The organism is Flavisolibacter nicotianae (assembly GCF_003628535.1).
GTDB lineage: Bacteria > Bacteroidota > Bacteroidia > Chitinophagales > Chitinophagaceae > Flavisolibacter > Flavisolibacter nicotianae.
Window position 1 is genome coordinate 36,022 of record NZ_RBCI01000005.1, and the last position, 22,142, is coordinate 58,163.

A 22,142-nucleotide genomic window follows, 5' to 3' on the forward strand; every position below is an offset into this window, starting at 1 on the left:
TGAAGACTTTTTTCTTGCCCGGAACGATTGGTGGAAAATCCACCGGTATAGCTCTTTTTGCCTTTCCCCACATCTTGTTATCTTTCGCCCCTATTCCATGCTTATGCGAATTGTTGCTTTTCTGATCAGCACTGTCATTACCGGAACGTTGATTTTCGCCTTGAACAAGCGCTGGGGAACCGTTCCTGCCCTGGGCCGCTTTTTGAGCCCGCAATGCGGATTCTGGCAGGCAGGCGAAGCATCCGGCGAAGCGCTTGACGAAGATTTCCAGTTTGCCGAATTGAAAGGCAAGGTGTCTGTTTACCTCGACGAAAGGCTGGTGCCGCATGTTTTTGCAGATAAGGATGATGATGCTTATTTCGTGCAGGGATTTTTGCACGCCAAATACCGTCTCTGGCAAATGGATTTTCAAACCCGCTACGCCGCCGGCCGGCTGAGCGAAGTGCTGAGTGATCCGAGGCTGGTGAATGTGGACCGGCTGCAGCGCAGAATGGGCATGGTGTACGCCGCCGAGATCATGGTGAAGGAAATGGAAAAAGACCCGACCACCAAGGCCATGCTGGATGCCTATACGGCCGGCGTGAACCGGTATATTCAAACCGTTACGGAAGCGAGCCTGCCTTTCGAATTCAAATTACTGGGTTATAAACCCGAACCCTGGAGCAACCTGAAAATAGCACTGTTTATTAAACTGATGTCTGCCGACCTGGCCGGTCTTTCGTATGCCAAAGACCTGCAGTTTACCAACATGAAATCGGTTTTTTCCCTGCAGGATATGGACCTATTGTTTCCGCAGATTTCCGATTCTTCCAAACCCATCATCCCTGCAGGAACAGCGTTTGCACCACCGGCCGTGCAACCGGTGCCGCCGGCCAATCTTGACTCGCTGTACTATGGCAACGATACAACGGTTAACCCGGTGCAGGTGCCCAAGCCTGTCGACATCAAGGGCAGCAACAACTGGGCGGTAAGTGGGAGCAAAACAGCGAGCGGATCGCCGATCCTTTGCAACGACCCACACCTGCGACTTTCCCTTCCTTCCATTTGGTACGAAATGCAAATTCACACTCCCACGATGAATGCCTACGGAGCGACCTTTCCCAGCATCCCCGGTGTTGTGATTGGCTTTAACGATAACGTGGCCTTTGGCTTCACCAACGCCGGCCGGGACGTGATCGATTATTACCGGATCAGGTTCAGGGATGAGAGCCGCCGCGAATACTGGTACAATGGGCAATGGAAGGCTTGTCAAATGCGGGTGGAAGAAATTAAAAAGCGTGACGGTTCTACCGTAACGGACACGATTGCCTATACCGTATTCGGTCCCGTGCTTTACGATAAAACATTTACCAACGGCGATTCGACGATCACCACGGCACTGGCCATGCGATGGACGGCACACGATCCGTCCAACGAAGCGCTGACCTGGTACAAACTCGACCGCGCAAAAGATTACGCCGATTACGAAGAGGCGATCAAATTTTTTTCCGCACCGGGGCAAAACATGTTGTTTGCTTCCAAAAGCGGCGATATCGCCATCCGCCAGCAGGGCCGTTTCCCGCTGCGCTGGAAAGGACAGGGCGTTTACGTAATGCCCGGCGAAGACAGCACGTTCAACTGGCAGGGATGGATACCCCAGGAAGAAAATCCGCATGTTCTCAACCCGGCCCAGGGCTTTCTTCAAAGTGCCAATCAACGACCTGTGGATTCGACCTACCCGTATTTCATTCCCGGCGATTATTTTACGCCGCGTGGTGTTTCGGCCTACAATCACCTGGACACCATGCAACGGGTAACGCCGCAGGACATGATGAAGCTGCAATACGACGTCTATAGTTCAATGGCCGCCGATGCCGTGCCCTTCCTGTTGAAACACGTGGAAGAGAACTACCTGAACAGCGATGAACTTCGTTACATCCGTGATCTCAAAAACTGGGATTTCCGGGTCACGACAACCACCAGGGGAGCGACGATCTACCAGGCCTGGTTCGACAGCCTGGAGAAAGTGATCTGGTCCGATGAATTCGCCCAGGTGAAGAAAACCGTTGCTTACCCGGTTGAGCAAACGTTTTTTGAAATTCTTGCCAGGGACAGTGCCTTTCATTTTATTGACAACATCAATACGCCACAGGTGGAAACACTGAACCAACAGGTTACCACGGCTTTTAAAATGGCGGCCGAAGCGCTGGCAAAAGAAGAGGCGCAAAACGGGTTGGTATGGTGGAAACACAAAGGCAGCATGATTCAGCACCTGTTGCGGGATGCCGTTCCTGCCCTGGGCCGCTTGAATGTTGAGGCGCCCGGTTGGGGCAACGTACTCAACGCTTTTGGCAAAACGTCGGGACCAAGCTGGCGCATGATCGTTCACCTGACTCCCGAGACCGAAGCCTATGGCATTTACCCGGCAGGGCAAAGCGGCAACCCCGGTAGCAAATTCTACGACAACTTTATCGACGACTGGGTGGCCGGCAAATATTACCGCCTTTGGGTGATGAAGGAATCGGAGGCGGCAGACAAACGGATCATCGGCAAACTCACATTTACAAAAGCATAAGCTATGCGTTTTCTTCTTGCAACCCTGTTAACAGCTACGCTGAGTTTTATTGCAGGTCTTTATTTGCCCTGGTGGAGCATTGCCCTCGTGGCTTTTTTGGTGGCCCTGCTCATCAAGCAAACGATCGGGTGGGCATACCTGGCTGCCTTTACGGCTATTTTTATTTTGTGGGGCGGACTGGCAAGCCTGATCCATGTTCGCAACCAGGGCATTCTGTCGCGGAAAGTTGCACAGATCTTTCCGCTGAACGGAAACGCCTTTTACCTGATCCTGGTAACGGCCATGATTGGGGCACTGGTTGCAGGATTTGCCGCCATGAGCGGAAGCTCGTTGCGTCCGGCTGATGAAAAGCTGTTGAAATAAGGCGTTATTCCAGCAATGGTTTTTTCGACCACGACACGAAGCGTACATTCGTTCTATGCCAGTTTTATTGAAGCGGCTGATTCCTGCTGCTTTTCTTTTTTTGTTCTCCATTTCGTTGTATGCGGCGACGGTCACCGGCAACATTCGCGACAGTAAAGGCACGTTGTTGCCCTTTGCTTCGGTTACGGTAAAGGAAGTGTCGAAAGGCGCCATTGCCAACAGCCGAGGCTTTTACGCGTTAAACCTCGAAGCGGGTCAATACACCCTCGTTTGTCATCATGTGGGTTATCGCACGGTAGAAAAAAGCATTCGTGTTGGGGAAGAGGATATGCAGGTTGATTTTGAACTGTCCGTGCAGGAACTGTCGATGCCGGAGGTTGTCATCCGGCGTGGTGAAGATCCGGCCATTGCCATCATGCGGCAAACGATCAAAAAGCGGAACGACTACAACCGGCAGGTCGACTCATTTACCGTTGACGTTTACATCAAAGGTTTGGTCCGTTCCCGCGCTGTGCCGGACCGTTTACTGGGACAAAAAGTCGATAAGACTGAAATGCAGAAGCAGGGCATGGACTCCGCCGGCAAAGGCATTGTTTTTCTTTCCGAATCGTTGACAAAAGTGGCGTACAAGCAGCCTGGCAAGATCCGGATGGAAGTTGTTTCGTCGCGGCAGAGTGGGGGCGGCTTTGGATTCAGCGTTCCGTTCTTCGTGAATTTTTACACCAATAATGTTGATCTTTTTAATGGCGGTGTTTCACAGCGCGGATTTGTGTCGCCCCTGGCGGATGCCGCGTTCCATTATTACCGCTTTCGCTACGAAGGCAATTTTTTCGAAGACGGCCGGATGATCGACCGGATCAGGGTGACGCCGCGGCGTAAAAACGAACCGCTTTTTGAAGGGTTTCTGCAGATCGTCGACGAGGAATGGCGAATCCACAGCCTGGACCTGAACGCTACCAAACAATACGGGCTCGATCTGCTCGATACCGTGCGGATCATGCAGGTACATGCGCCGGTAACAGCCGGCATATGGCGGACGCAGAACCAGGTGGTTTCGTTTGCGGCAAACCTGTTTGGATTTGCAATGGCGGGTGATTTCCTGAATGTCTACAGCAATTACAATCTTGCCCCTGTCTTCGGTAAAACCTTTGCCAGTCGCATTTTGCTGAAGTATGATTCGGCGTTCAACAAGATGGATAGCAACGATTGGGCACGGCTTCGGCCGGTACCGCTGGAACTGGACGAAAAAAAGGACTTCCGGTTAAAAGACAGTCTCCAGGTTGCGGACCAGGATGCTGTGTACATGGAAGCAAATTTTGATTCGCTGCGCAAAGCCCAGAAGCCGTTCCGGCCATGGCAATTCGTAAAAAACGGCTATAGCCGGAACATTTACCGCACATCCACGTGGAAAACCTACACCATCGAACCGTTGCTGACAGGACTTCAATACAACACGGTAGAAGGTTTGTCGCTTTCCCTGCAGCAATCGTTCACCATTCGTCCAAAGCAGGGAAAAAATACTGTTGCAATCGGGTGGAACACACGGTATGGATTGACGAATTCGCACCTGAATTCGTTTGGCAGTGTCGCGTTCCGCGCAAAAGAAGAAACGGGTGTAAACCGGAGTCTTGCTTTCAGTGGAGGAAAGCGATTGCTGCAATTCAACAGGGATGAGCCGGTGGATGAATTGACCAACAGTGTTTCCACTTTGTTTTATCACAGGAATTACCTCAAAGTCTACGAAGCCTGGTTTGGGAAAGCAGATTACAACACGGCGTTTGAAAACGGCCTGCGGCTGCACCTGATTGCGAATTACGAACACCGCATCCCGGTAGAGAATACAACCGACTTCTCTTTTTTTTACAGGGAGCGGGTCTTCACGCCCAATCATCCTTATGAACTTGCGGCTATTCCGTTTATACCGCATTCGGCGATGGTGGCTTCCATTGTCCTGGCTTACCAGCCCGGCCAGTATTACATGGCCCTGCCCAACCGAAAGATTCCGATTACGTCCCGCTACCCGACTTTTGAACTGGGCTATGTCAGGGGATTTCCCCGTGTTTTCAACAGCACGGCCGATTTCGACCGGTGGACGTTCGCCGTTTTCGACGATGCAAACCTGAAGCTATGGGGAACATTTAAATACCGCGTCAGTGTGGGAGGGTTCCTGAACAAGCGGCGGGTTGGTATTCCTGACTTTGTGCATTTCAACGGCAACCAGACGATCGTCAACTTCAATTACCTGAATAGTTTCCAGTTGGCGCCTTACTACCGGTACAGCAATACCGAACGCTTTTATACGCTACTGCATGCAGAGCATCATTTCAATGGTTTTTTGACAAACAAGATCCCGGTGTTCAACAAACTCAAATGGAATCTTGTAGCCGGAACAAATACGTTTTATGCCAACCGTGAGTTTTATTACGTGGAATTGTTTGCGGGCCTGGAAAATATCTTTAAGATCTTCCGTGTTGACCTGGTGACGGCAACACAGGCGGAACCCGGTAATCGGTTTGGTGTGCGGGTAGGTCTGGGCGGCGTTATTGGAAACAGCATCAAAAGAAAGAGATGATCGCAAAAGATAAATCCCGATTCCTTACTTTTGCTGCACCTAGTTAACCAATTGTAAAGAAAATCTTATGGCATTCAGCACAACCATTCAGCCTACCGCGAAACCCGTAACCGTTCCTGCCAATCACCCGTCTTCTTCTATTTCTGATGCGCTTTTGAGCATGGTGCTTTTGTCCATGTACGGTGCACAGATGAGCAAAAAGACCGTACGCAAACTCAAGCGCAAATTTTTCATGACCTCCCTGAAGCTGAAGCTGAAGTCGTTTTTCTCCCCGCGTACAACCAGCGACCGCACTTTGCTTTATATCATCCTGGGCGTGGCATTGTTGGCCCTGTTGCTGATCGATCCGATCCTCGTCATTGCGCTGGCTGTCGTGATCCTGATCCTGATCCTTGCTGGTGTAATCTAGGCTGACGAAAATCAGTTTTTCTTCACACTTCCACAGCGTGGCGGTGGTTATCTTTGCGCCGTTTCAAGAAATTTTGTTCACCAGGCATGTGTCCTTAAAATTTCCAGATAATGGCCGTATTGCACAATCGTATTTCCCAAAAGGAATTAAAACAGCGTTTGCTCGAAGAGAAAGAGCCCCGCACCACCATTTCGTTTTACCACTATTTTCCGGTGGCCGATCCGCAGCAGTTCAGGGATGAATTGTACCGGAACCTGGAACAGTTGTCTGTTTTTGGCCGCATTTACGTAGCCCACGAAGGCATCAATGCGCAAATCTCCGTGCCGTCGTCCCGTTTCGAAGCGTTGAAGGCATTCCTCTATTCCATCGCACCGCTCAATGGCATCCGGTTAAACGTTGCCGTTGACGACGACGGCAAATCATTCTGGGTGCTGAAGGTGAAAGTGCGGGAAAAGATCGTGGCCGACGGGATCACCGATCCTGGTTTTGATATGCAAAACCGCGGCAAATATGTCAACGCGGAGCAGTTCAACGTGTTAACCGATGATCCCGATACGATCGTAGTGGACATGCGAAACCACTACGAATTTGAAGTGGGTCATTTTGAACAGGCCATCGAAGTTCCTTCCGATACCTTTAAGGAGCAGTTACCCATGGCAGCCGACATGCTTAAGGAAGCCAAAGACAAGAACATCATCATGTATTGCACCGGTGGTATCCGCTGCGAAAAGGCCAGCGCCTACATGCTGCACAAAGGGTTTAAAAATGTTTTCCACCTCGAAGGCGGCATCATCAACTACGCCAACCAGATCAAAGAGAAAGGCCTGCCTTCAAAATTTCACGGCAAAAATTTTGTCTTCGACAACCGCCTCGGCGAACGCATCACTGAAGAAATTATCGCCCGGTGTCACCAGTGTGGAAAGCCGGCCGATACGCATGTGAACTGCGCCAACGAAGGTTGCCACCTGCTTTTTATCCAGTGCGAGGAATGCCGGCAAAAATGGGAGGGTTGTTGCAGCAAAGACTGCCAGGATTTTATTCAATTGCCCGAAGAAGAGCAGAAAGAGCTGCGCAAGGGCATCGACAAAGGCCGGAACGTTTTTAACAAATCAAGGGCAAGGCTGCGGCCGAAACTGACCGATCTGCAAAGAGAAGAGTAGTAGGGAGAGTGGCGACTCCTTATCTTAGCGAAGATTTGTGAGACGACTGTTCGCCATACTGACGCTGTGTTGCCTGCTTTTCCTGATGGCAGGCTATCACCTGCTTTATCATTACCGTATTACAGAAGCAAAACTGGAAATGCGCCAGGCACTTCTTCGGGCCAATATTGAAGGCGTGTCGACATTGTCTTTCTCCCGCGCCGAACTGGCGTCGCTCGAATGGGAAGATGCCAACGAGTTTCGTTACCAGGGCGAAATGTATGACGTTTTGAACGTGGAGAAAAAAGGCGATTCTGTGCTGATCCGGTGCTTGTCGGATGAAAAAGAATCGGCTTTGCTAAAAGCATATACCGACACCCAAAAACAATCGTCGGGGAGTCCTTCCACGATACTCCTGAAAGTCCTTGGTTCCCCGTATTTGCCTTCCACAACTGCCACGATTTTTTCTTTCGAAAGCAGGCTGCAAAAGAACTCCACGCCTTTCCTTTTTTACCTGCCGCAAACCGATGGCACGATTGTAACGCCGCCACCGCAGGTTGCTTCGTTCCAGCATTAGAAAAAGGCAATCATTTTTTTACCAATTCATTTTCGCATGAAGCAAATTGTATTCGTGTCTGCTTTCGTGGCAGCATGTCTCTCTATACAGGCACAGGCAATCATTAAAGGCCGCGTCATTGATGCGGCCACCAACAGTCCGTTGGCAGGAGCGACCATTCTTTACGCCGGTACGAAAGCTGAAACCATGGCCAACGGCGCTTTTACGCTCGACTGCGGCAAAGGGTCAAGCGTGACGGCCAGCTATGTGGGCTATGCCAGCAAACAGGTTTCGTTGAAAAACTGTTACGACGATGTCCTGATCGCCCTTGAACCCTCTACGGGCAACCTCGAAAAGGTCGAGATCACCGCTACTTCCAACCAAAACAAAAGCCTGCTGTACCAGCCGCAATCCGTTACCAAGATCGGGGCCACCGAGATCAGGCGGGGGACAGGCTTGTTTTTGGATGATGCCATCAACAGCAACGTTCCGGGTGTAACCATGCAGCGCCGCACGGTCTCCGCCGGGCAACAATTCAACATCCGCGGCTACGGCAACGGTGTGAGAGGCACCAATGGTCCGCAGTCAAATTTCGACGGGCAGGGTTACAAAGTGTATCTCAACGGCATCCCGGTAACGGATGCCGAAGGGATCACGCTGATGGACGATATTGATTTCGGCTCCATCGGAAATGTGGAAGTGGTGAAAGGCCCGGCCGGCACGCTGTACGGTCCGGCCATTGCCGGGGTGGTTAGCCTTCGCACCGTTCGCCCGGCACCGGGCAAAACGTCCATAGGCCAGGAAACAACGATTGGCCGCTATGGCTTGCTGCGTTCGACCACGTCTTTCCAGATGGGAGGCGAACGATCATCTCTCCTGGTGAATTACGGCTACCAGGAATCGGATGGCTTTATGGCACATACGGCATCGGAAAAACGCTTTATGAATGCGGCCGGCGATATCCAGGTCAACGATAAACAGACGATCAATTTTTATGCAGGCCATGCCAACAGTTACGATGAAAGGGGGGGAGAACTGACCATTGCACAATACAGCAGCGGCGACTACAGCGGCAACCCGGCCTACATTAAAAATGGTGCCCATTCGCACGTCGCTTCTTTCCGTGGCGGGGTGGGGCATACTTACCGGTTCAACAATAACGTTTCCAACACGACAACCTTGTTTGGAACGGCACAGGCGACCGATGTCAGTTCGGCTGGCGGCTGGACCGATAAGAACCCGGTAAACTACGGTTTACGTTCCACCTTAGAAACCCGTTTTTCAGTTGGTTCTTCATCCACGCTGAGCGGCATTACCGGCGTGGAAACACAAACGCAGTATGCCGAAACACTGGGTTATCCCATGGGACCCAATCCGGCCGACCCGAACGGGCAAAACATCATCAACGGCATCCGCAGCAACCAGTATACCCGCAGCGGCGTGCTGGCTTATTTTACCGAATGGACGTTGGCCCTTCCGCATGACCTGTCTGTTACCGCCGGACTTGGCAACAGCGTGATGAAGATTGAACTGAACGACCGGGTTTACGCGGCTAACAAACCAACCTATTTTTTCAGGAAGTACGACAACATGCTGTCGCCGCATTTTGCCGTCAACAAGGTTTTCAGTAAAGAACTTTCGCTCTATGCCGCGTACAGCAAAGGGTATAAAGCACCAGTCAGCTCGTATTTCTTTATTCCCTATGCAACCAGCAACAACGCCGCCGTACCGGGAACGGGGATCGTCAACACCGGACTGGTACCCGAAAAAGGAACCCAATATGAAGTCGGTTCGAAAGGCTCGCTGCTGAACGATAAACTGAATTATCAACTGGCCGTCTTCCAGGCCCTTTTTGAAAGCAAAATGTCGGCTGTTGCTGTTTCCAATGGCGCTGTTACCTTGTATAGCTACATCGTGAACGCCGGTCGCCAAAATAACAGGGGCGTAGAAGTCTCCGTGGGTTATACAGTGCTGGACAACAGCACAGGCTTTTTCCGTACCATCCGCCCGTTTGGCAACCTGACCTATTCCGATTTCAAATACGAGAACTACGTGTTTCTTGGCAAGGATTATAACGGCAACAGGGTAGCCGGTATTCCAAAGTTTACCACGAACCTGGGTGTTGACCTGGGCTTGGCCTACGGACTTTACGCCAATGCAGTGTACACCTACAAAGACCCTGTATACATCACACTCGACCAGGCGAACCGGACCAGCAGCTACAATATCCTCAATGCTAAACTGGGTATCCGCAGAAGCCTTTCGCAGCATTTCGACCTGGATGCATTTGTTGGTGCCACCAACCTGACCGGGGTGCAGTACTACAACATGGTTTTTGTAAACCAGTTGCCAGATGCCTACCTGCCTGCACCACGTGATGCATTTTATTTTGGTGGACTGAACCTGAAATACAATTTTTAATTTTCAACGGGAAGCGACCGAAAGGTTGCTTCCATTCTACATTATGAAAAAACTTTTTCTGTTATTAACGGTAGCCGCCTTGCTGGCAGGCTGTCGCTTTGGGAACAAATCGAACACCGGCGGGAAAGACCGGATTGTCTGTGTGTCCAAACAGCTAACCGAACTGCTGTTCGCACTGCACCAGGGTGATAAAATAGTTGGCGTTGACCTGAGCAGCACCTACCCGGTGGAAGCAACACAACGAACAACCGTCGGCTATCATCGCCTGCTGAATGCAGAAGGAATTATTTCGCTGGACCCGTCCGTCGTCGTTCACCAGGGCGATGTGGCGCCGCCAAACGTGATGCCGCAATTGAAACAGGTGGGTATACCGGTGAAGGTTTATCCGGCAGCCAATTCCATCGACAGTACCAAAATTCTTCTTCGCCTGTTGGCCAAAGAGTTCGGGCAGGATACGACAGCGGACCGCCTGATTGGCCAGCTTGACCGCGACCTGGCTAAAGCCGATTCGGTAGTGAAAACCTATCCGACCAAACCACGGGTGCTGATCCTGCATTTCGGCCGCCAGCGAGACCAGTATTTTGTAATGGGAACCAGGGGCACGGCAAACGAAATGATCAAACTGGCCGGTGGTGTGAATGCCGCCGATACATCGTCGTTTCGCAACTTGAGTCCCGAAGCAATTTTAAAAACGCAACCCGATGTGATCCTCGCAACCGATTTTGGCTACGACCGTTTGGGCAGCAAGGAGAAATTTGCAGACCTTCCCGGCATCGCTTTAACGCCTGCCTACAAAAATGGAAAGATCTACCGCGTGGAAGAACACGATCTTGTTTATTTTGGTCCACGCAGCGGGGAAGTGATCCAAAAATTTGCGCAAATCATCCACCAGTAAGGGTGGGACGTAAGACGTCAAACGGTAAACGTGAAAAAGGGAATTCCTTTGTGTCGTTTACCACTGACAATTTTAGTTTCTGCGTTTCACGTTTCACTTTTTCACGTCTCACGTTTTCTGATGTCTATTTTTCAAAAAATACACTACCGCACTCTTTACATCGTCCTTGGGCTGGTGCTGCTTTTTTGTTTGCTTCTATCCGCTGGTGTGGGAGCGGTATACCTGTCATTTGGAGAGATCGTGGACTTTATCCGGCACAAAGCAGGCTACGACGCTGCTGCGGTCAATCCAATTCATGAAGGGTTGTTTTTCCAGATCCGTTTGCCGCGAACGGTTTTGTGCGTGCTGGTAGGCGCCGCGCTTTCGGTTTCCGGTGCCATGATGCAATCGCTTTTTCGCAACCCGATCGTGGAACCGGGGTTGATTGGCACTTCGGCCGGTTCGGCGCTTGGAGCTGCACTGATCATCGTGTTGGGCAAGGCAAGTCTTTTCGACAGCATCAGTTTTTTGGGCGATCTGCTGATGCCGTTTTGTGCTTTTCTCGGCGGGCTGGTGGCTACACTGCTGGTCTATTCTTTTTCAGCGTCGCTGAACAAAGTCAATATCTCTATCATGATCCTGGCCGGCATCGCTGTCAATGCCATTGCCAATGGCGCCACGGGTTTCCTCGCCTACATGGCCCGTGATCCGCAGGCACGCAGCATTACATTCTGGAACCTGGGCTCTTTGTCCGGCGCTAACTGGAAAATTGTTTTGATCGTCGCCGTTTCAACGTTCACCGGTTTGTTTCTAGCCCTGCGTTTTGCCAAGCCGTTAAACGCCCTGCAACTTGGCGAGTCGGAGGCCGGTTACCTGGGCGTGAATACAAAACGGATGAAGATCAGTGTCATACTGGTCAATACCTTATTGGTTTCGGTGGCAACATCCATGGTTGGAATCATCGCATTTGTCGGTTTGATTGTTCCGCATTTTTTGCGCCTGATGAAGGGTTCCGACAACCGCTACCTGATGATCGGTTCTGCCTTGCTGGGCGCCATAGTACTGATCGTGGCCGATCTTGTTTGCCGCGTGATCATTGCACCGGCCGAAATGCCGATCGGCATCGTTACGGCGTTTGTCGGCGCACCGGTTTTTTTGTGGTTGTTGACGAGAGCCAGGAGATCCGCTTCAAAAGGAGGTTTTTATGGTTAGGGGCGAAGGAATTTCATTTCGTGTAGGCAAGCAGGTTTTGCTCCGGCCGACTGACGTAGGATTTGCAAAAGGCAAATTTCATGTCATTATGGGCGCCAACGGTGCCGGCAAGTCCACGCTCCTCAAGCTTTTGTCGGGCGACCAGGAGCCCTCGGCCGGGAACGTTTTTTTAGCTGAAAAAAATCTCTCTTCTTACAGCAAAACAGAACTGGCGGTAAAAAGGGCCGTGCTTTCGCAGCATTATCATCTTGCCTTTCCCATCACTGTTAACGAAGTGGTGCTGATGGGCCGGTACCCGTTTTACGGAATCAATCCATCTGCAAACGATATCGCGATTTGCCGAAAAGCCATGGCGATGATGGAGGTGGAAAAATTCAGCGAGCGGGATTACACGACTCTCTCCGGCGGCGAAGCGCAAAAAGTGCAAATGAGCCGTGTGCTGTCGCAGATCTGGAACGAAGAAGGAAGCGATAACAAACTACTGTTTTTAGACGAGCCGGTATCGCACCTCGATGTGAAATACCAATACCAGTTGATGCGAATTGCAAAGGCATTTTGCGGGCAGCAAACAACGGTCATTGCCGTTTTGCACGACATCAACCTGGCCATTGCGTTTGCCGACAGGATCCTGTTTATGAAAGAAGGAGAGATCCGGCATGTGTTGGATGATGTTGCGCTGGTCACGCCGGCGATCATTGACGAAATCTTTGGCGTTTCATCAGCCATTATACACGATGAAAGGCATGCGAGGCCGATTGTTGTTTTTTAATCGGACAAACCCATAGCGGCTGCTTCGTTGATCTGGAAGTAGGTTTCGTTGCTTGCGGCACCCAGCTTTTCGCGGAGATAAAGTTCCAGGTTCTCGATCGAGTCGGCTTCCCATACACAGGTGGCCTTGTCCAGGGTTTGGTTGGGAAAAATGTTGAGCACCCGTTTGACGCCGGCTTCCGGAAGATTGGGAAGGTTTTTTTGCGCCGAGGCCCAAAAATCTTCGGGGTGGTGAATGGTATGGTTGGCAACAATGAACATGTGTGAAATTTTCAACCAATGTATAAAGCGTTCTGCGTTTTTGCAAGCATCGCGAAAGGGCATGCAACGGAATTGTGCATTGCCATCCCTTTCATTTAACTGTCGAAGATCAGTTTCTCCTCTTGTCAATGCAATGGTGAACGGCGTTTGGGCCAAATTGCTCTCAAGCCAAAACAATCGTTTGCAGACCAGCGACTACCAACTGAAATCCATTATCTGTAATCCGTTGCCCGTCATCAAACAACGCCTCACTCGTACCGCAAGGCTTCGATGGGATTCAGGCGGGAGGCTTTGAGTGCAGGATAATAGCCGAAAAACACACCGGTAATGGCACAGACACCGAAGGCCAGGAGCACGGACGATTCTGTCACCAGGGTAGGCCACGAAAGAAGCACCGTTACAAGACGAGCAGCGGTAACGCCCAGCGCAACGCCGATCATGCCACCAGTGATGCTGATCATGATCGCTTCCGTTAGAAATTGAAAAAGGATATCCCGTCCCCGTGCGCCAATGGACATGCGCAGGCCAATTTCTTTGATCCGCTCCGTGACAGAAACATACATGATGTTCATGATCCCAATGCCGCCCACCAGCAACGAAATGCCTGCTATGGCCGCGAGCAACACGGTCAGCAATTCGCTGGTCGAACTGATGGTACTGATCATTTCCGCCTGCGTACGGACCATGAAATCGTCTTCGTCCCTGCTTTGCAGTTTGTGTGCTTTTCGCAAGGCCGTGGTGATTTCATCGGTGGCAGGCGCCGAGCTGTTTTCATCTGTTGCCGACGCGTAAATAGTCTGGATATAATCAATGGCGAGGATGCGTTTTTGAACCGTCGTATAAGGAGCGAGGATGATGTCGTCCTGGTCTTGTCCAAACGAGTTGGATCCTTTTTCGGCTAGCACGCCGATGACCTTCAGCGGGATGTTGCGAAAACGAATCATTCGCCCCAATGGTTCGTCGCCTGCAGGAAAAAGGTTCTTCACAACGGTTCGACCCAGCAGGCAAATTTTGTCGGCGGTCTTGACATGAGTTTCCGAAAACACAATTCCTTTTTGCAGCTTCCAGTCACGGATGGCAAGGTAGGAGGGCGCCACACCCTGCAGGCTTGTGGGCCAGTTATTGGACGCGTTGATTGCCTGCCCGTTGGCCGTAACTGCCGGTGAGACGGCCGTGATGTGCGTAACCGATTTTTGAATGGCCTGTATGTCGGTGATTTTAAGTGTTTGCAAGCCCGCCGCGCCGACCATGGCACCTCCGCCGGCAGTTTGCCGGCTGTACGGCCGTATTGTGATCATGTTGGATCCCATGCCCGAAAGCTGGCTGCGGATACTTTGCTTGGAGCCCTGGCCAATGGCGACCATGGTAATCACAGCCGCCACCCCGATGATAATGCCCAACATCGTAATCAATGCCCGCAATTTGTTGCGAAGCAATGCCCTCCAGGCCAGGCGCAAAAGGTTGGCAATTGTCATGCGGTGGCGTTTTGATACTCGCCGTTTACAGGCAGGGAAGCAAGGGCTTCCGTTGCCAAACGGACGGTCTTGTTTTTTTCATCTTTGATAATGCTTCCATCCCGGAGAACAATGGTCCGGCTGGTGAAGGAGGCAATATCCGGTTCGTGGGTGACGCAAAGGATCGTGACACCCTGTTTGTTCAGGTCCTGCAGCAGCGCCATGATGCCATAGGATGTGCGGGTGTCGAGGTTGCCGGTGGGTTCATCAGCCAGGATCATCACCGGGTTGTTGATGAGGGCCCGTGCAATCGCGACCCGCTGCTGCTGGCCACCGGAAAGCTGGTTGGATAGATGGTGACTTCGGTCTTTCAGGTCAACAGCCCGCAGTACGTTCAAGGCCCGTTCATGCCTTTCCTTTGCCGGCACGTCGGCGTTGTAAAGCAGGGGCAGTTCCACATTTTCGAGTGCCGTTGTGCGGGCCAGCAGGTTATACGACTGGAACACGAAACCGATCTTGCGGTTGCGCAGCCTTGCCAGTTCGTTCCGCGAAAGATTTTTCACCGGAACACCGTCCAGCAGGTAGTCGCCACCGGTTGGCTGGTCCAGACAACCCAGGATGTTCAGCAATGTTGATTTACCGGAACCACTGGCGCCCATGATGGAGACAAATTCACCCGGCGTCACCGAAAAGCTAACACCCCGTAAAGCCCGTACCGTTTCCGCGCCGGTTTTAAACTCCCGTTTCAGGTTTTGTATTTCCACGATCATTGTTGCCATGCTGCAGGAATTTTGGGTTTGACCAACCGCTCATTCTTTTGCGCTCAACGTGGCTGGGCGCCGGCACCGGGTCGCTGGTTGGTTCGCCCCGGTCTTGTTGGCATAAACGGGCTTTTCGCCGTGGCCGAGGATTTTTTCTTTACTTCCTCGTAGCCCAGCACCACTTCATCGCCCGGGTTTAAGCCGGCGACAACCTGGACTTGCGTTTCGTCATCCAATCCCGTAAGAATGGCCTGGCGAATGAGCCGGTTGTTTTTTTTGAGCCAGACAAAATCCGTTTTGCTTGCGAAGCTGTCGTTTTGCGGAAAAAGTGTCTTCCTGGTGTTTGGGTTTTGTTCGACAATATATTTTTTGGCCAGCACAGAATCGGGGCGAAAGGCTTTTGCCTGCGCCGGCAGCAGGAGAACGTTGTTTAGTTCTTTGGTGTAAACGGTTATGCTGGCCGTCATCCCGGGTTTGAGCTTTAAATCCGGGTTGGGAGCTTCGATGATCGTGACGTAAGAAACGACGTTCGCCGATACGTAAGAGCGAAGGCGGATTTCTTTTACGGTACCGCTAAAGGTGTCTGTTGGAAAGGCGTCAACCGTAAAAAAGGCCCGTTGTCCTTTTCGCACACCACCGATATCGGCTTCGTCGATCGAAGCCTGTACCTGCATTTTGGTAAGGTCTTTTGCTATGCTGAAAAGTGTCGGTGTGCTAAGGCTTGCGGCTACCGTTTGGCCTTCACTCACGCTCCTGGAAAGTACGGTGCCCTGGATAGGCGAATAAATGTTGGTATAGGAAAGATTTTTCAGTGCCGAACGCAATTGCGCTTCGATACTGCTGACTGCTTGCGTGGCACTGCGGAATTGGTACAGTGCGGCTTCCTGCTCGGCCTTGCTGATGGCACCAACCTGGTATAAATGGTTTTGCCGTTCGTAGTTGCTTTTTTGGTAAACGACACTGGCTTTCGCCGACTGCAGGTTCGCCGTTATCTGCGCCACCTGGGCATTCAGCAGGGACTTGTCCAACTGTGCCAGCAGTTGGCCTTTTTTCACAGGCGAATTGAAATCGACATACACCTTCTGGATAATGCCGGAAACCTGTGTTCCCACCGCCACCGTATCCACGGGCTGCACCGTGCCGGTTGCCGTCACGGAATTGGTGACGTTGCCGTAGTAGGGATGCTCCGTCGTTAGTGCCAGTTCTTCTTTTTCCGGCCTGAATTTCCACCACCAGGCACCCAGTGCTATGACAGCAATGATAAAAATCCAGATGATCCATTTCCGTGTTTTCATGCTTGTTGTTTTACGTCAGAAGTTGATCGGCACTCCCGTATAGAACTGGTAGATCTTGTTGTACAGGATGGCCGTGTATTTTGCCTGGTTGAAGGTCTGTACCGATTGTATGTAGTTGTTTCGCTGCAGCAGCACTTCCACCATGTTGATTGCGCCATACCGGAGTTGTTCCTGCGTGATCCGGTAAATTTCTTCCGTTGCTTTTAACTGCTCTTTTGCCGTCCGGTATTGCGCCTGCGCATTTTGCAGGTTGAGATAGGCCTGTTCGACCTGTTGCGTCAATGTGATCCGCGTATTTTCCAAAGCCAGTTTGGCCTGTTCGATGGCGATATCGGCTTTGGCCAGGTTGGTTTTGTTTTGCCTGCGACTGAATAGGGGAATGCTTGCACCGATGCTGAATGTTTCGTAAAGATTTTTATTCAACTGCGAAAAATACTTGAACGACTGGAAATTTGAATACCCCGAAAACAAGCCTGCGCCCAGGTCAATGGCCGGCAGGCGACCCGCCTTTGCCAGATCGCGGTTCACCTGCGCCAGCGTCAGTCCCACTTCCTGGTTTTTTACTTCTGCCCGTGTATCAAGGGCCGCTTGTTGGGCCAGTGGCAGCGCAAGAATTGCTTCTTCCGGTTCAACCTGTGCCGGTGTTGCAATTTGCATTTCATAGGATGTGGGGAGTTGGAGAACCTGCTTCAGCGATAACAGGCTTAACCGGTAGGTGTTTTCCGCTTTGACAAGGTTGTAGCGGTCTGCAGCGATTTGCGATTCGAATTGAAGAAACTCTTTTCTTGAAATGCTGCCGGCATCATAACGCTCTTTTCCCTGTTTCAACTGGGTTTCCGATGTGGTTAGCAGCTCTTTAAAAACGGTGGTGTTTTCCTGTGCAAGGAGTACATCTAAAAAAGCCTGTGTTAGGCTGATGGTGATCTCGTTGGTGAGTTCTTCCACCGAGAGACGGGCCGATTGCACCAGCAGTTGGTTTGCTTTGATCGTGTTGTGAAGAAGACCACCATTGTAAAGAACAAAAGCTGAGTTGACACCGTAATTGCTGGAAAAACTTCCCTGTGCCTGCGTGCCGTTGATTGTAGTAGCGCTTTTTTGCCGCCGAACCCACGATTGCGAAAGAGAACCGGAAACACTGGGAAGGCGGTTGTTTTCCGCCTGGAGAAGGTCTTGCATGGCCAGGCTCGCCGCAAGCCGCCCGGTTTTAACCTGGAGATTGTTTTGCCGGGCATAGAGGATACACTCCTGCAGCGTCCATGCGTGCGGCGGCTCTGCGAGATTGCCGCTTTGGGAATGCGTGGCACTGCCAGCGAGGAACAGGCAAATGCTCAAAAGAAAGACCTTTTTCATTGCATGCGCAGGTCCTGTGACCTTCTTTTAAAGTTCGGTCGTGCCACAGGCGCAAAAGCTGACACCGGTCAGCAAATCACATGATCCGTATCGAGCAATGCCGGCGTGATTTTACCAACGATCTGTTGCCGGAAACAGGGCTTGCAAGGAAGGGAGAGTTATGGAGAAATGGCGTGAAGCGGAAACGGTTTTTTAGGTCGCCGCAACGGGGCTGCTTCCCTTGAGTGAAAGAAGTTTAAAGACAGCACCTTCTCCAATAGCGTATTAAAAAGTGCTGTCTTTGCTGTCGAAAGATGACCGGATCAAGAGTGTCGGTATTTTAGTGTGAATGTGGGTGCAGGTTATCCAGCGCTTCTACAATTCTTCCATACACTTCTTCTTCGTCAAGCGTCATCGGTTCAAAACGCTGGCCGGTGATCTTTTCGTATAGTTCGATGTATTTGTTCGAAATGGTTTCCACCCATTCGTCGCTCATCTCCGGAACCGTTTGTCCCTGCTTGCCCATGAATTCATTTTGGATCAGCCATTCACGGACGAATTCCTTGCTCAGTTGCTTTTGCTTTTCGCCGCGCTGCTGCCGTTCGCCGAATCCATCGGCATAGAAATAACGCGATGAATCGGGTGTATGAATTTCATCCATCAAAACGATCCGGCCGTTCCGTTTGCCGAATTCGTATTTGGTATCGGCAAGGATCAGTCCCTGCTTCAAAGCCATTTCGCGGCCGCGTTCAAAAAGCGCCAACGCATACTGTTTGATCTCCTTCCATTCGTCTTCCGTAGCCAGTGACTGGCGCAGGATCTCTTCTTCCGAAATGTCTTCGTCGTGTCCTGCTTCGGCCTTGGTGGACGGCGTGATGAGCGGCTGCGGGAACGGATCCGACTCCTTCAATCCATCGGGCATGAGCACACCGCAAAGAATGCGCTGGCCGCTTTCGTACGTACGCCATGCATGGCCGCACAAATTGCCGCGTACCACCACTTCGATCTTGAACGGCTGGCATTTGTGGCCGATGGACGAATTGGGTGTGGGAGAGGAGATGAGCCAGTTGGGGCAAAGATCTTTCGTTGCTTCGAGCATATACGCTGCGATGCTGTTCAGCACCTGTCCTTTGTAGGGAATGGTGCGGGGAAGGATCACATCGAACGCCGAAATGCGATCCGAAGCGATCATCACCAGTAACGTATTGTCGATGGTGTACACGTCGCGAACCTTACCCTGATAAAAATTTGTCTGGTTGGGAAAATCAAACCTTGCCATGTGTCGAAAATAAGACCATTGAAAATGGGGTGAACAAGAAAGTGAAACAAAGTTTCAACAAGTTCTTCAATCCCGTCGAAAATAATTTCAAGTGAACCGCCGTAATCTGTAATTTTCCGCGTGAGAAAGCTTGCCGCTGGACGTCGGTCCGCTGGCATGTATCCAAAGCTAAAAAAAACAATATGAGAAAAGGTCTGCGTTTGCTTGCTGCAGTATTGGCAGCATTTGTTTGCTCCCTTTCTGCCTGGGCACAAAACATCAGGGTTGCCGGGCAGGTCACATCGTCGCCTTCAGGCGAAAATGTGGGAGGGGTTTCGGTCCGGGTGAAGAATATGTCAATCGGCACTTCAACTGACTCGACCGGCCACTTCCAGGTAGCCGTTCCTTCCCTTCCGATCCGGCTGGTATTTTCATCCATAGGGTACGAAACTCAGGAAGTTGTCGTATCCTCTGCCGCTACTCCCATCACAGTAAGTTTTGTTCCTTCCAATATTATCGGGCAGGAGGTTGTGGTTTCGGCTTCGCGACTGCCACAACGGATTTTGGAAGCACCGGTTACCATTGAACGTGTGAGCGCAGCCACCATCCGCACGGCACCGGTTTCAAACTATTACGATATCGTTACAAACCTCAAAGGTGTTGATGCCGTGCTTTCTTCACTGACTTTCCGCACACCGACCACACGTGGTTTTTCCGGCAGCGGTAACCTTCGGTTCAACCAGATTGTTGACGGGATGGACAACCAGGCACCGGGATTAAATTTTTCCGTCGGCAGCGTGATCGGCTTAACCGAATTGGATGTGGAAAGCATGGAACTGCTTCCGGGTGCAACGTCCGCCCTTTATGGTCCCGGCGGAATGAACGGAACCCTTCTCATTAACAGCAAAAGTCCTTTCCGCTATCCCGGTCTTTCCCTCCAGGTGAAAACCGGTGCCATGCATTTCGACGACAAAGACCGCGATGTATCGGCCTATCATAACTATTCGTTGCGCTGGGCGCAAAAGGTGTCGGAAAAATTCGCCTACAAGATCGGGGGCGAATACATCCGCGCCAACGACTGGCTTGCCCGCGACTACCGCAACTACAAACGCTTCGGCACCACCGGCGAAATCACAGCCGGTACCCTGGCAACCGATCCCAATTATGACGGCGTAAACGTGTATGGCGATGAAACTTCAATCGACCTGCGCACCCGTGTGTTGAACAACATTGCGGTTGCGGTGCCTTTCCTGGCCGGCTACATCAACACATTGCCGGGAAGCATTCCGGTTTCCCGTACAGGTTATACCGAAAACGAAGTCGTTGATCCAAAGACCATCAATTTCAAGTTGAGCGGATCACTGAACTACAAGTTGGGCAAAGACATGGAAGCTATTTTTTCCGGTTATTGGGGAACGGGAAACACCGTGTACACCGGTAGCCAGCGCTATTCGTTAAAGGATTTGAAAGTGGGCCAGTACAAGCTGGAACTGAATGCCAAAAACTGGTTTGTTCGCGGCTATACAACACAGGAAAATGCCGGTGAGTCGCACAACCTTACAATTACCACGCAGCTTTTCAACGAAGCCTGGAAGCCCAGCACGACCTGGTACCAGGAATACGCCTTTGCTTACCTGAACGCCAAGCAGGCAGGCCGTCCTGATCTTGAAGCGCACAACCTGGCGCGGGCCACCGCCGACCAGGGCCGCCCAGTGGCAGGTTCGCCGGAATTCAAGCGCATTTTCGATTCGGTTCGCAAAGTGCCCATCCCGCGTGGTGGCCTGTTTCTCGACCGCAGCGATCTGTGGATGGCTGAAGGACAGTACAATTTCAGCAATGTTATCAAGTTCGCCGAAGTTTTGGTGGGCGGTAACTGGAAGCAATATGTGCTGAACAGCGAGGGGACCCTCTTCGCCGATACCAAAGGATCGCCGATCAAGATCAATGAATTTGGTAGTTATATCCAGGTTGGCCGCGAGGTAATCAAAGACCGGCTGAAGCTGACCGCCTCGGGCCGTTACGACAAGAATGAGAATTTCAAGGGACGGTTTACACCACGCTTTACAGCGGTTGTCAAACCGGCGACAGACCAAAATATTCGCCTTTCTTACCAGACCGCTTACCGCTTCCCCAGCACCCAGCAGCAATGGATTGACCTGGATGTGGGTACGGGCCGTTTGCTTGGCGCTAACAGGGCCCTGTATGAAAAATATGACCTGATCAACAACCCGGGTTACACGTCGAATATATTTACCAACCCGGCACAGGCAGAGCGTGTGCCTTACGTCGAAATAAAACCGGAAGCGGTGACGTCGTATGAATTCGGTTACAAAGGCCTGTTTGCAAAAAAGCTTTTGATCGATATTTATTATTATACCAGCAACTTCAAAGATTTCATCACACGCCGTGATGTGGTGCAGTTCCCTGGCGGCACGCCGGGTGCAACATTCAGTGGCTATTCGCTGGTCGCCAATTCACCCGAAAAAGTGGAAACGCACGGTGGCGGCGGCAGCATCGAATATGTGCTGCCCAAAAACTTCGTGGTTTCCGGAAGCCTGACGTCTGATGTGATCAAAAATGTGCCGGCAGGTTTCCGCGCCTTTTTCAATTCACCGAAATGGCGTTCGATGCTCACGTTGTCGAACACCGGTTTTGGTCCAAACAAAAAGTTCGGTGCCAATGTGAGCTGGCGCTGGCAGGATGGCTTTTTCTATGAGAATGATTTTACGCAGGGAGATCTGCCTGCTTTCCACACCCTGGATGCGGCCATCAACTACAAGTCGCCGAAGCTGAAGTCGATCATCAAACTGGGAGCCACCAACCTGTTGAACCAGTACTATCGCACAGCGGTCGGTAACCCAAGCATTGGCGGATTATACTACCTGAGCTTTGCTTACAATGTGCTTTAATCAACAT

17 protein-coding genes are annotated in these 22,142 nt (G+C 51.4%); 11 read left to right on the forward strand and 6 right to left on the reverse strand.

What is annotated here, in order from left to right; all coding sequences use genetic code 11:
• Window positions 1–103: 103 nt before the first annotated feature.
• From D6024_RS14825 to D6024_RS14870, 10 genes are all read left to right on the forward strand, one after another.
• Window positions 104–2,554: a penicillin acylase family protein gene (locus tag D6024_RS14825; protein ID WP_121355430.1), complete on the forward strand. Its 2,451-nt coding sequence runs from the start codon at window positions 104–106 to the stop codon at window positions 2,552–2,554.
• Window positions 2,555–2,557: 3 nt separating this feature from the next.
• Window positions 2,558–2,917: a hypothetical protein gene (locus D6024_RS14830; RefSeq protein WP_121355431.1), complete on the forward strand. Its 360-nt coding sequence runs from the start codon at window positions 2,558–2,560 to the stop codon at window positions 2,915–2,917.
• Window positions 2,918–2,972: 55 nt separating this feature from the next.
• Window positions 2,973–5,489, forward strand: coding sequence for a DUF5686 and carboxypeptidase regulatory-like domain-containing protein (locus tag D6024_RS14835; protein ID WP_121355432.1), 2,517 nt, complete (start codon window positions 2,973–2,975; stop codon window positions 5,487–5,489).
• 67 nt (window positions 5,490–5,556) lie between these two features.
• Entirely contained in the window at window positions 5,557–5,898 is a 342-nt protein-coding gene (locus D6024_RS14840; RefSeq protein ID WP_121355433.1) for a hypothetical protein, read from the forward strand.
• A gap of 110 nt (window positions 5,899–6,008) precedes the next feature.
• Window positions 6,009–7,058 carry an oxygen-dependent tRNA uridine(34) hydroxylase TrhO gene (trhO, locus tag D6024_RS14845; protein ID WP_121355434.1) on the forward strand — a complete coding sequence of 350 codons (1,050 nt, stop codon included), beginning with the start codon at window positions 6,009–6,011 and terminating at the stop codon, window positions 7,056–7,058.
• Between the two features lie 37 nt (window positions 7,059–7,095).
• Complete coding sequence (locus tag D6024_RS14850; RefSeq protein WP_162944782.1) at window positions 7,096–7,614, forward strand: hypothetical protein; 519 nt, start codon at window positions 7,096–7,098, stop codon at window positions 7,612–7,614.
• A gap of 36 nt (window positions 7,615–7,650) precedes the next feature.
• Window positions 7,651–10,014 (forward strand): TonB-dependent receptor, encoded by a 2,364-nt coding sequence (locus D6024_RS14855; protein ID WP_121355436.1) that lies wholly within the window; start codon window positions 7,651–7,653, stop codon window positions 10,012–10,014.
• Between the two features lie 43 nt (window positions 10,015–10,057).
• A complete protein-coding gene (locus tag D6024_RS14860; RefSeq protein WP_121355437.1) occupies window positions 10,058–10,909 on the forward strand; it encodes a heme/hemin ABC transporter substrate-binding protein in 852 nt (283 codons plus the stop codon).
• A gap of 120 nt (window positions 10,910–11,029) precedes the next feature.
• Complete coding sequence (locus tag D6024_RS14865; protein ID WP_121355438.1) at window positions 11,030–12,100, forward strand: FecCD family ABC transporter permease; 1,071 nt, start codon at window positions 11,030–11,032, stop codon at window positions 12,098–12,100.
• Window positions 12,093–12,869: a heme ABC transporter ATP-binding protein gene (locus D6024_RS14870; protein ID WP_121355439.1), complete on the forward strand. Its 777-nt coding sequence runs from the start codon at window positions 12,093–12,095 to the stop codon at window positions 12,867–12,869. The genes D6024_RS14865 and D6024_RS14870 overlap by 8 nt, the downstream gene beginning before the upstream one ends.
• Here D6024_RS14870 and D6024_RS14875 read toward each other — a convergent pair.
• From D6024_RS14875 to D6024_RS14900, 6 genes are all read right to left on the reverse strand, one after another.
• On the reverse strand, window positions 12,866–13,129 hold the full coding sequence (locus tag D6024_RS14875; protein WP_121355440.1) for a hypothetical protein: 264 nt from the start codon (window positions 13,127–13,129) through the stop codon (window positions 12,866–12,868). The genes D6024_RS14870 and D6024_RS14875 overlap by 4 nt on opposite strands.
• A 248-nt stretch (window positions 13,130–13,377) precedes the next feature.
• Entirely contained in the window at window positions 13,378–14,604 is a 1,227-nt protein-coding gene (locus tag D6024_RS14880; protein ID WP_121355441.1) for an ABC transporter permease, read from the reverse strand.
• On the reverse strand, window positions 14,601–15,362 hold the full coding sequence (locus D6024_RS14885; protein WP_121355442.1) for an ABC transporter ATP-binding protein: 762 nt from the start codon (window positions 15,360–15,362) through the stop codon (window positions 14,601–14,603). Before D6024_RS14885 ends, D6024_RS14880 begins: the two co-directional genes overlap by 4 nt.
• A 44-nt stretch (window positions 15,363–15,406) precedes the next feature.
• Window positions 15,407–16,639 (reverse strand): efflux RND transporter periplasmic adaptor subunit, encoded by a 1,233-nt coding sequence (locus D6024_RS14890; protein ID WP_121355443.1) that lies wholly within the window; start codon window positions 16,637–16,639, stop codon window positions 15,407–15,409.
• Between the two features lie 15 nt (window positions 16,640–16,654).
• Window positions 16,655–17,989 (reverse strand): TolC family protein, encoded by a 1,335-nt coding sequence (locus tag D6024_RS14895; RefSeq protein WP_121355444.1) that lies wholly within the window; start codon window positions 17,987–17,989, stop codon window positions 16,655–16,657.
• Between the two features lie 319 nt (window positions 17,990–18,308).
• A complete protein-coding gene (locus D6024_RS14900; RefSeq protein WP_121355445.1) occupies window positions 18,309–19,247 on the reverse strand; it encodes a phosphoribosylaminoimidazolesuccinocarboxamide synthase in 939 nt (312 codons plus the stop codon).
• Window positions 19,248–19,429: 182 nt separating this feature from the next.
• Here D6024_RS14900 and D6024_RS14905 point away from each other — a divergent pair, with 182 nt between their 5' ends.
• Entirely contained in the window at window positions 19,430–22,135 is a 2,706-nt protein-coding gene (locus D6024_RS14905; protein ID WP_121355446.1) for a TonB-dependent receptor, read from the forward strand.
• The last annotated feature ends 7 nt before the right edge of the window (window positions 22,136–22,142 follow it).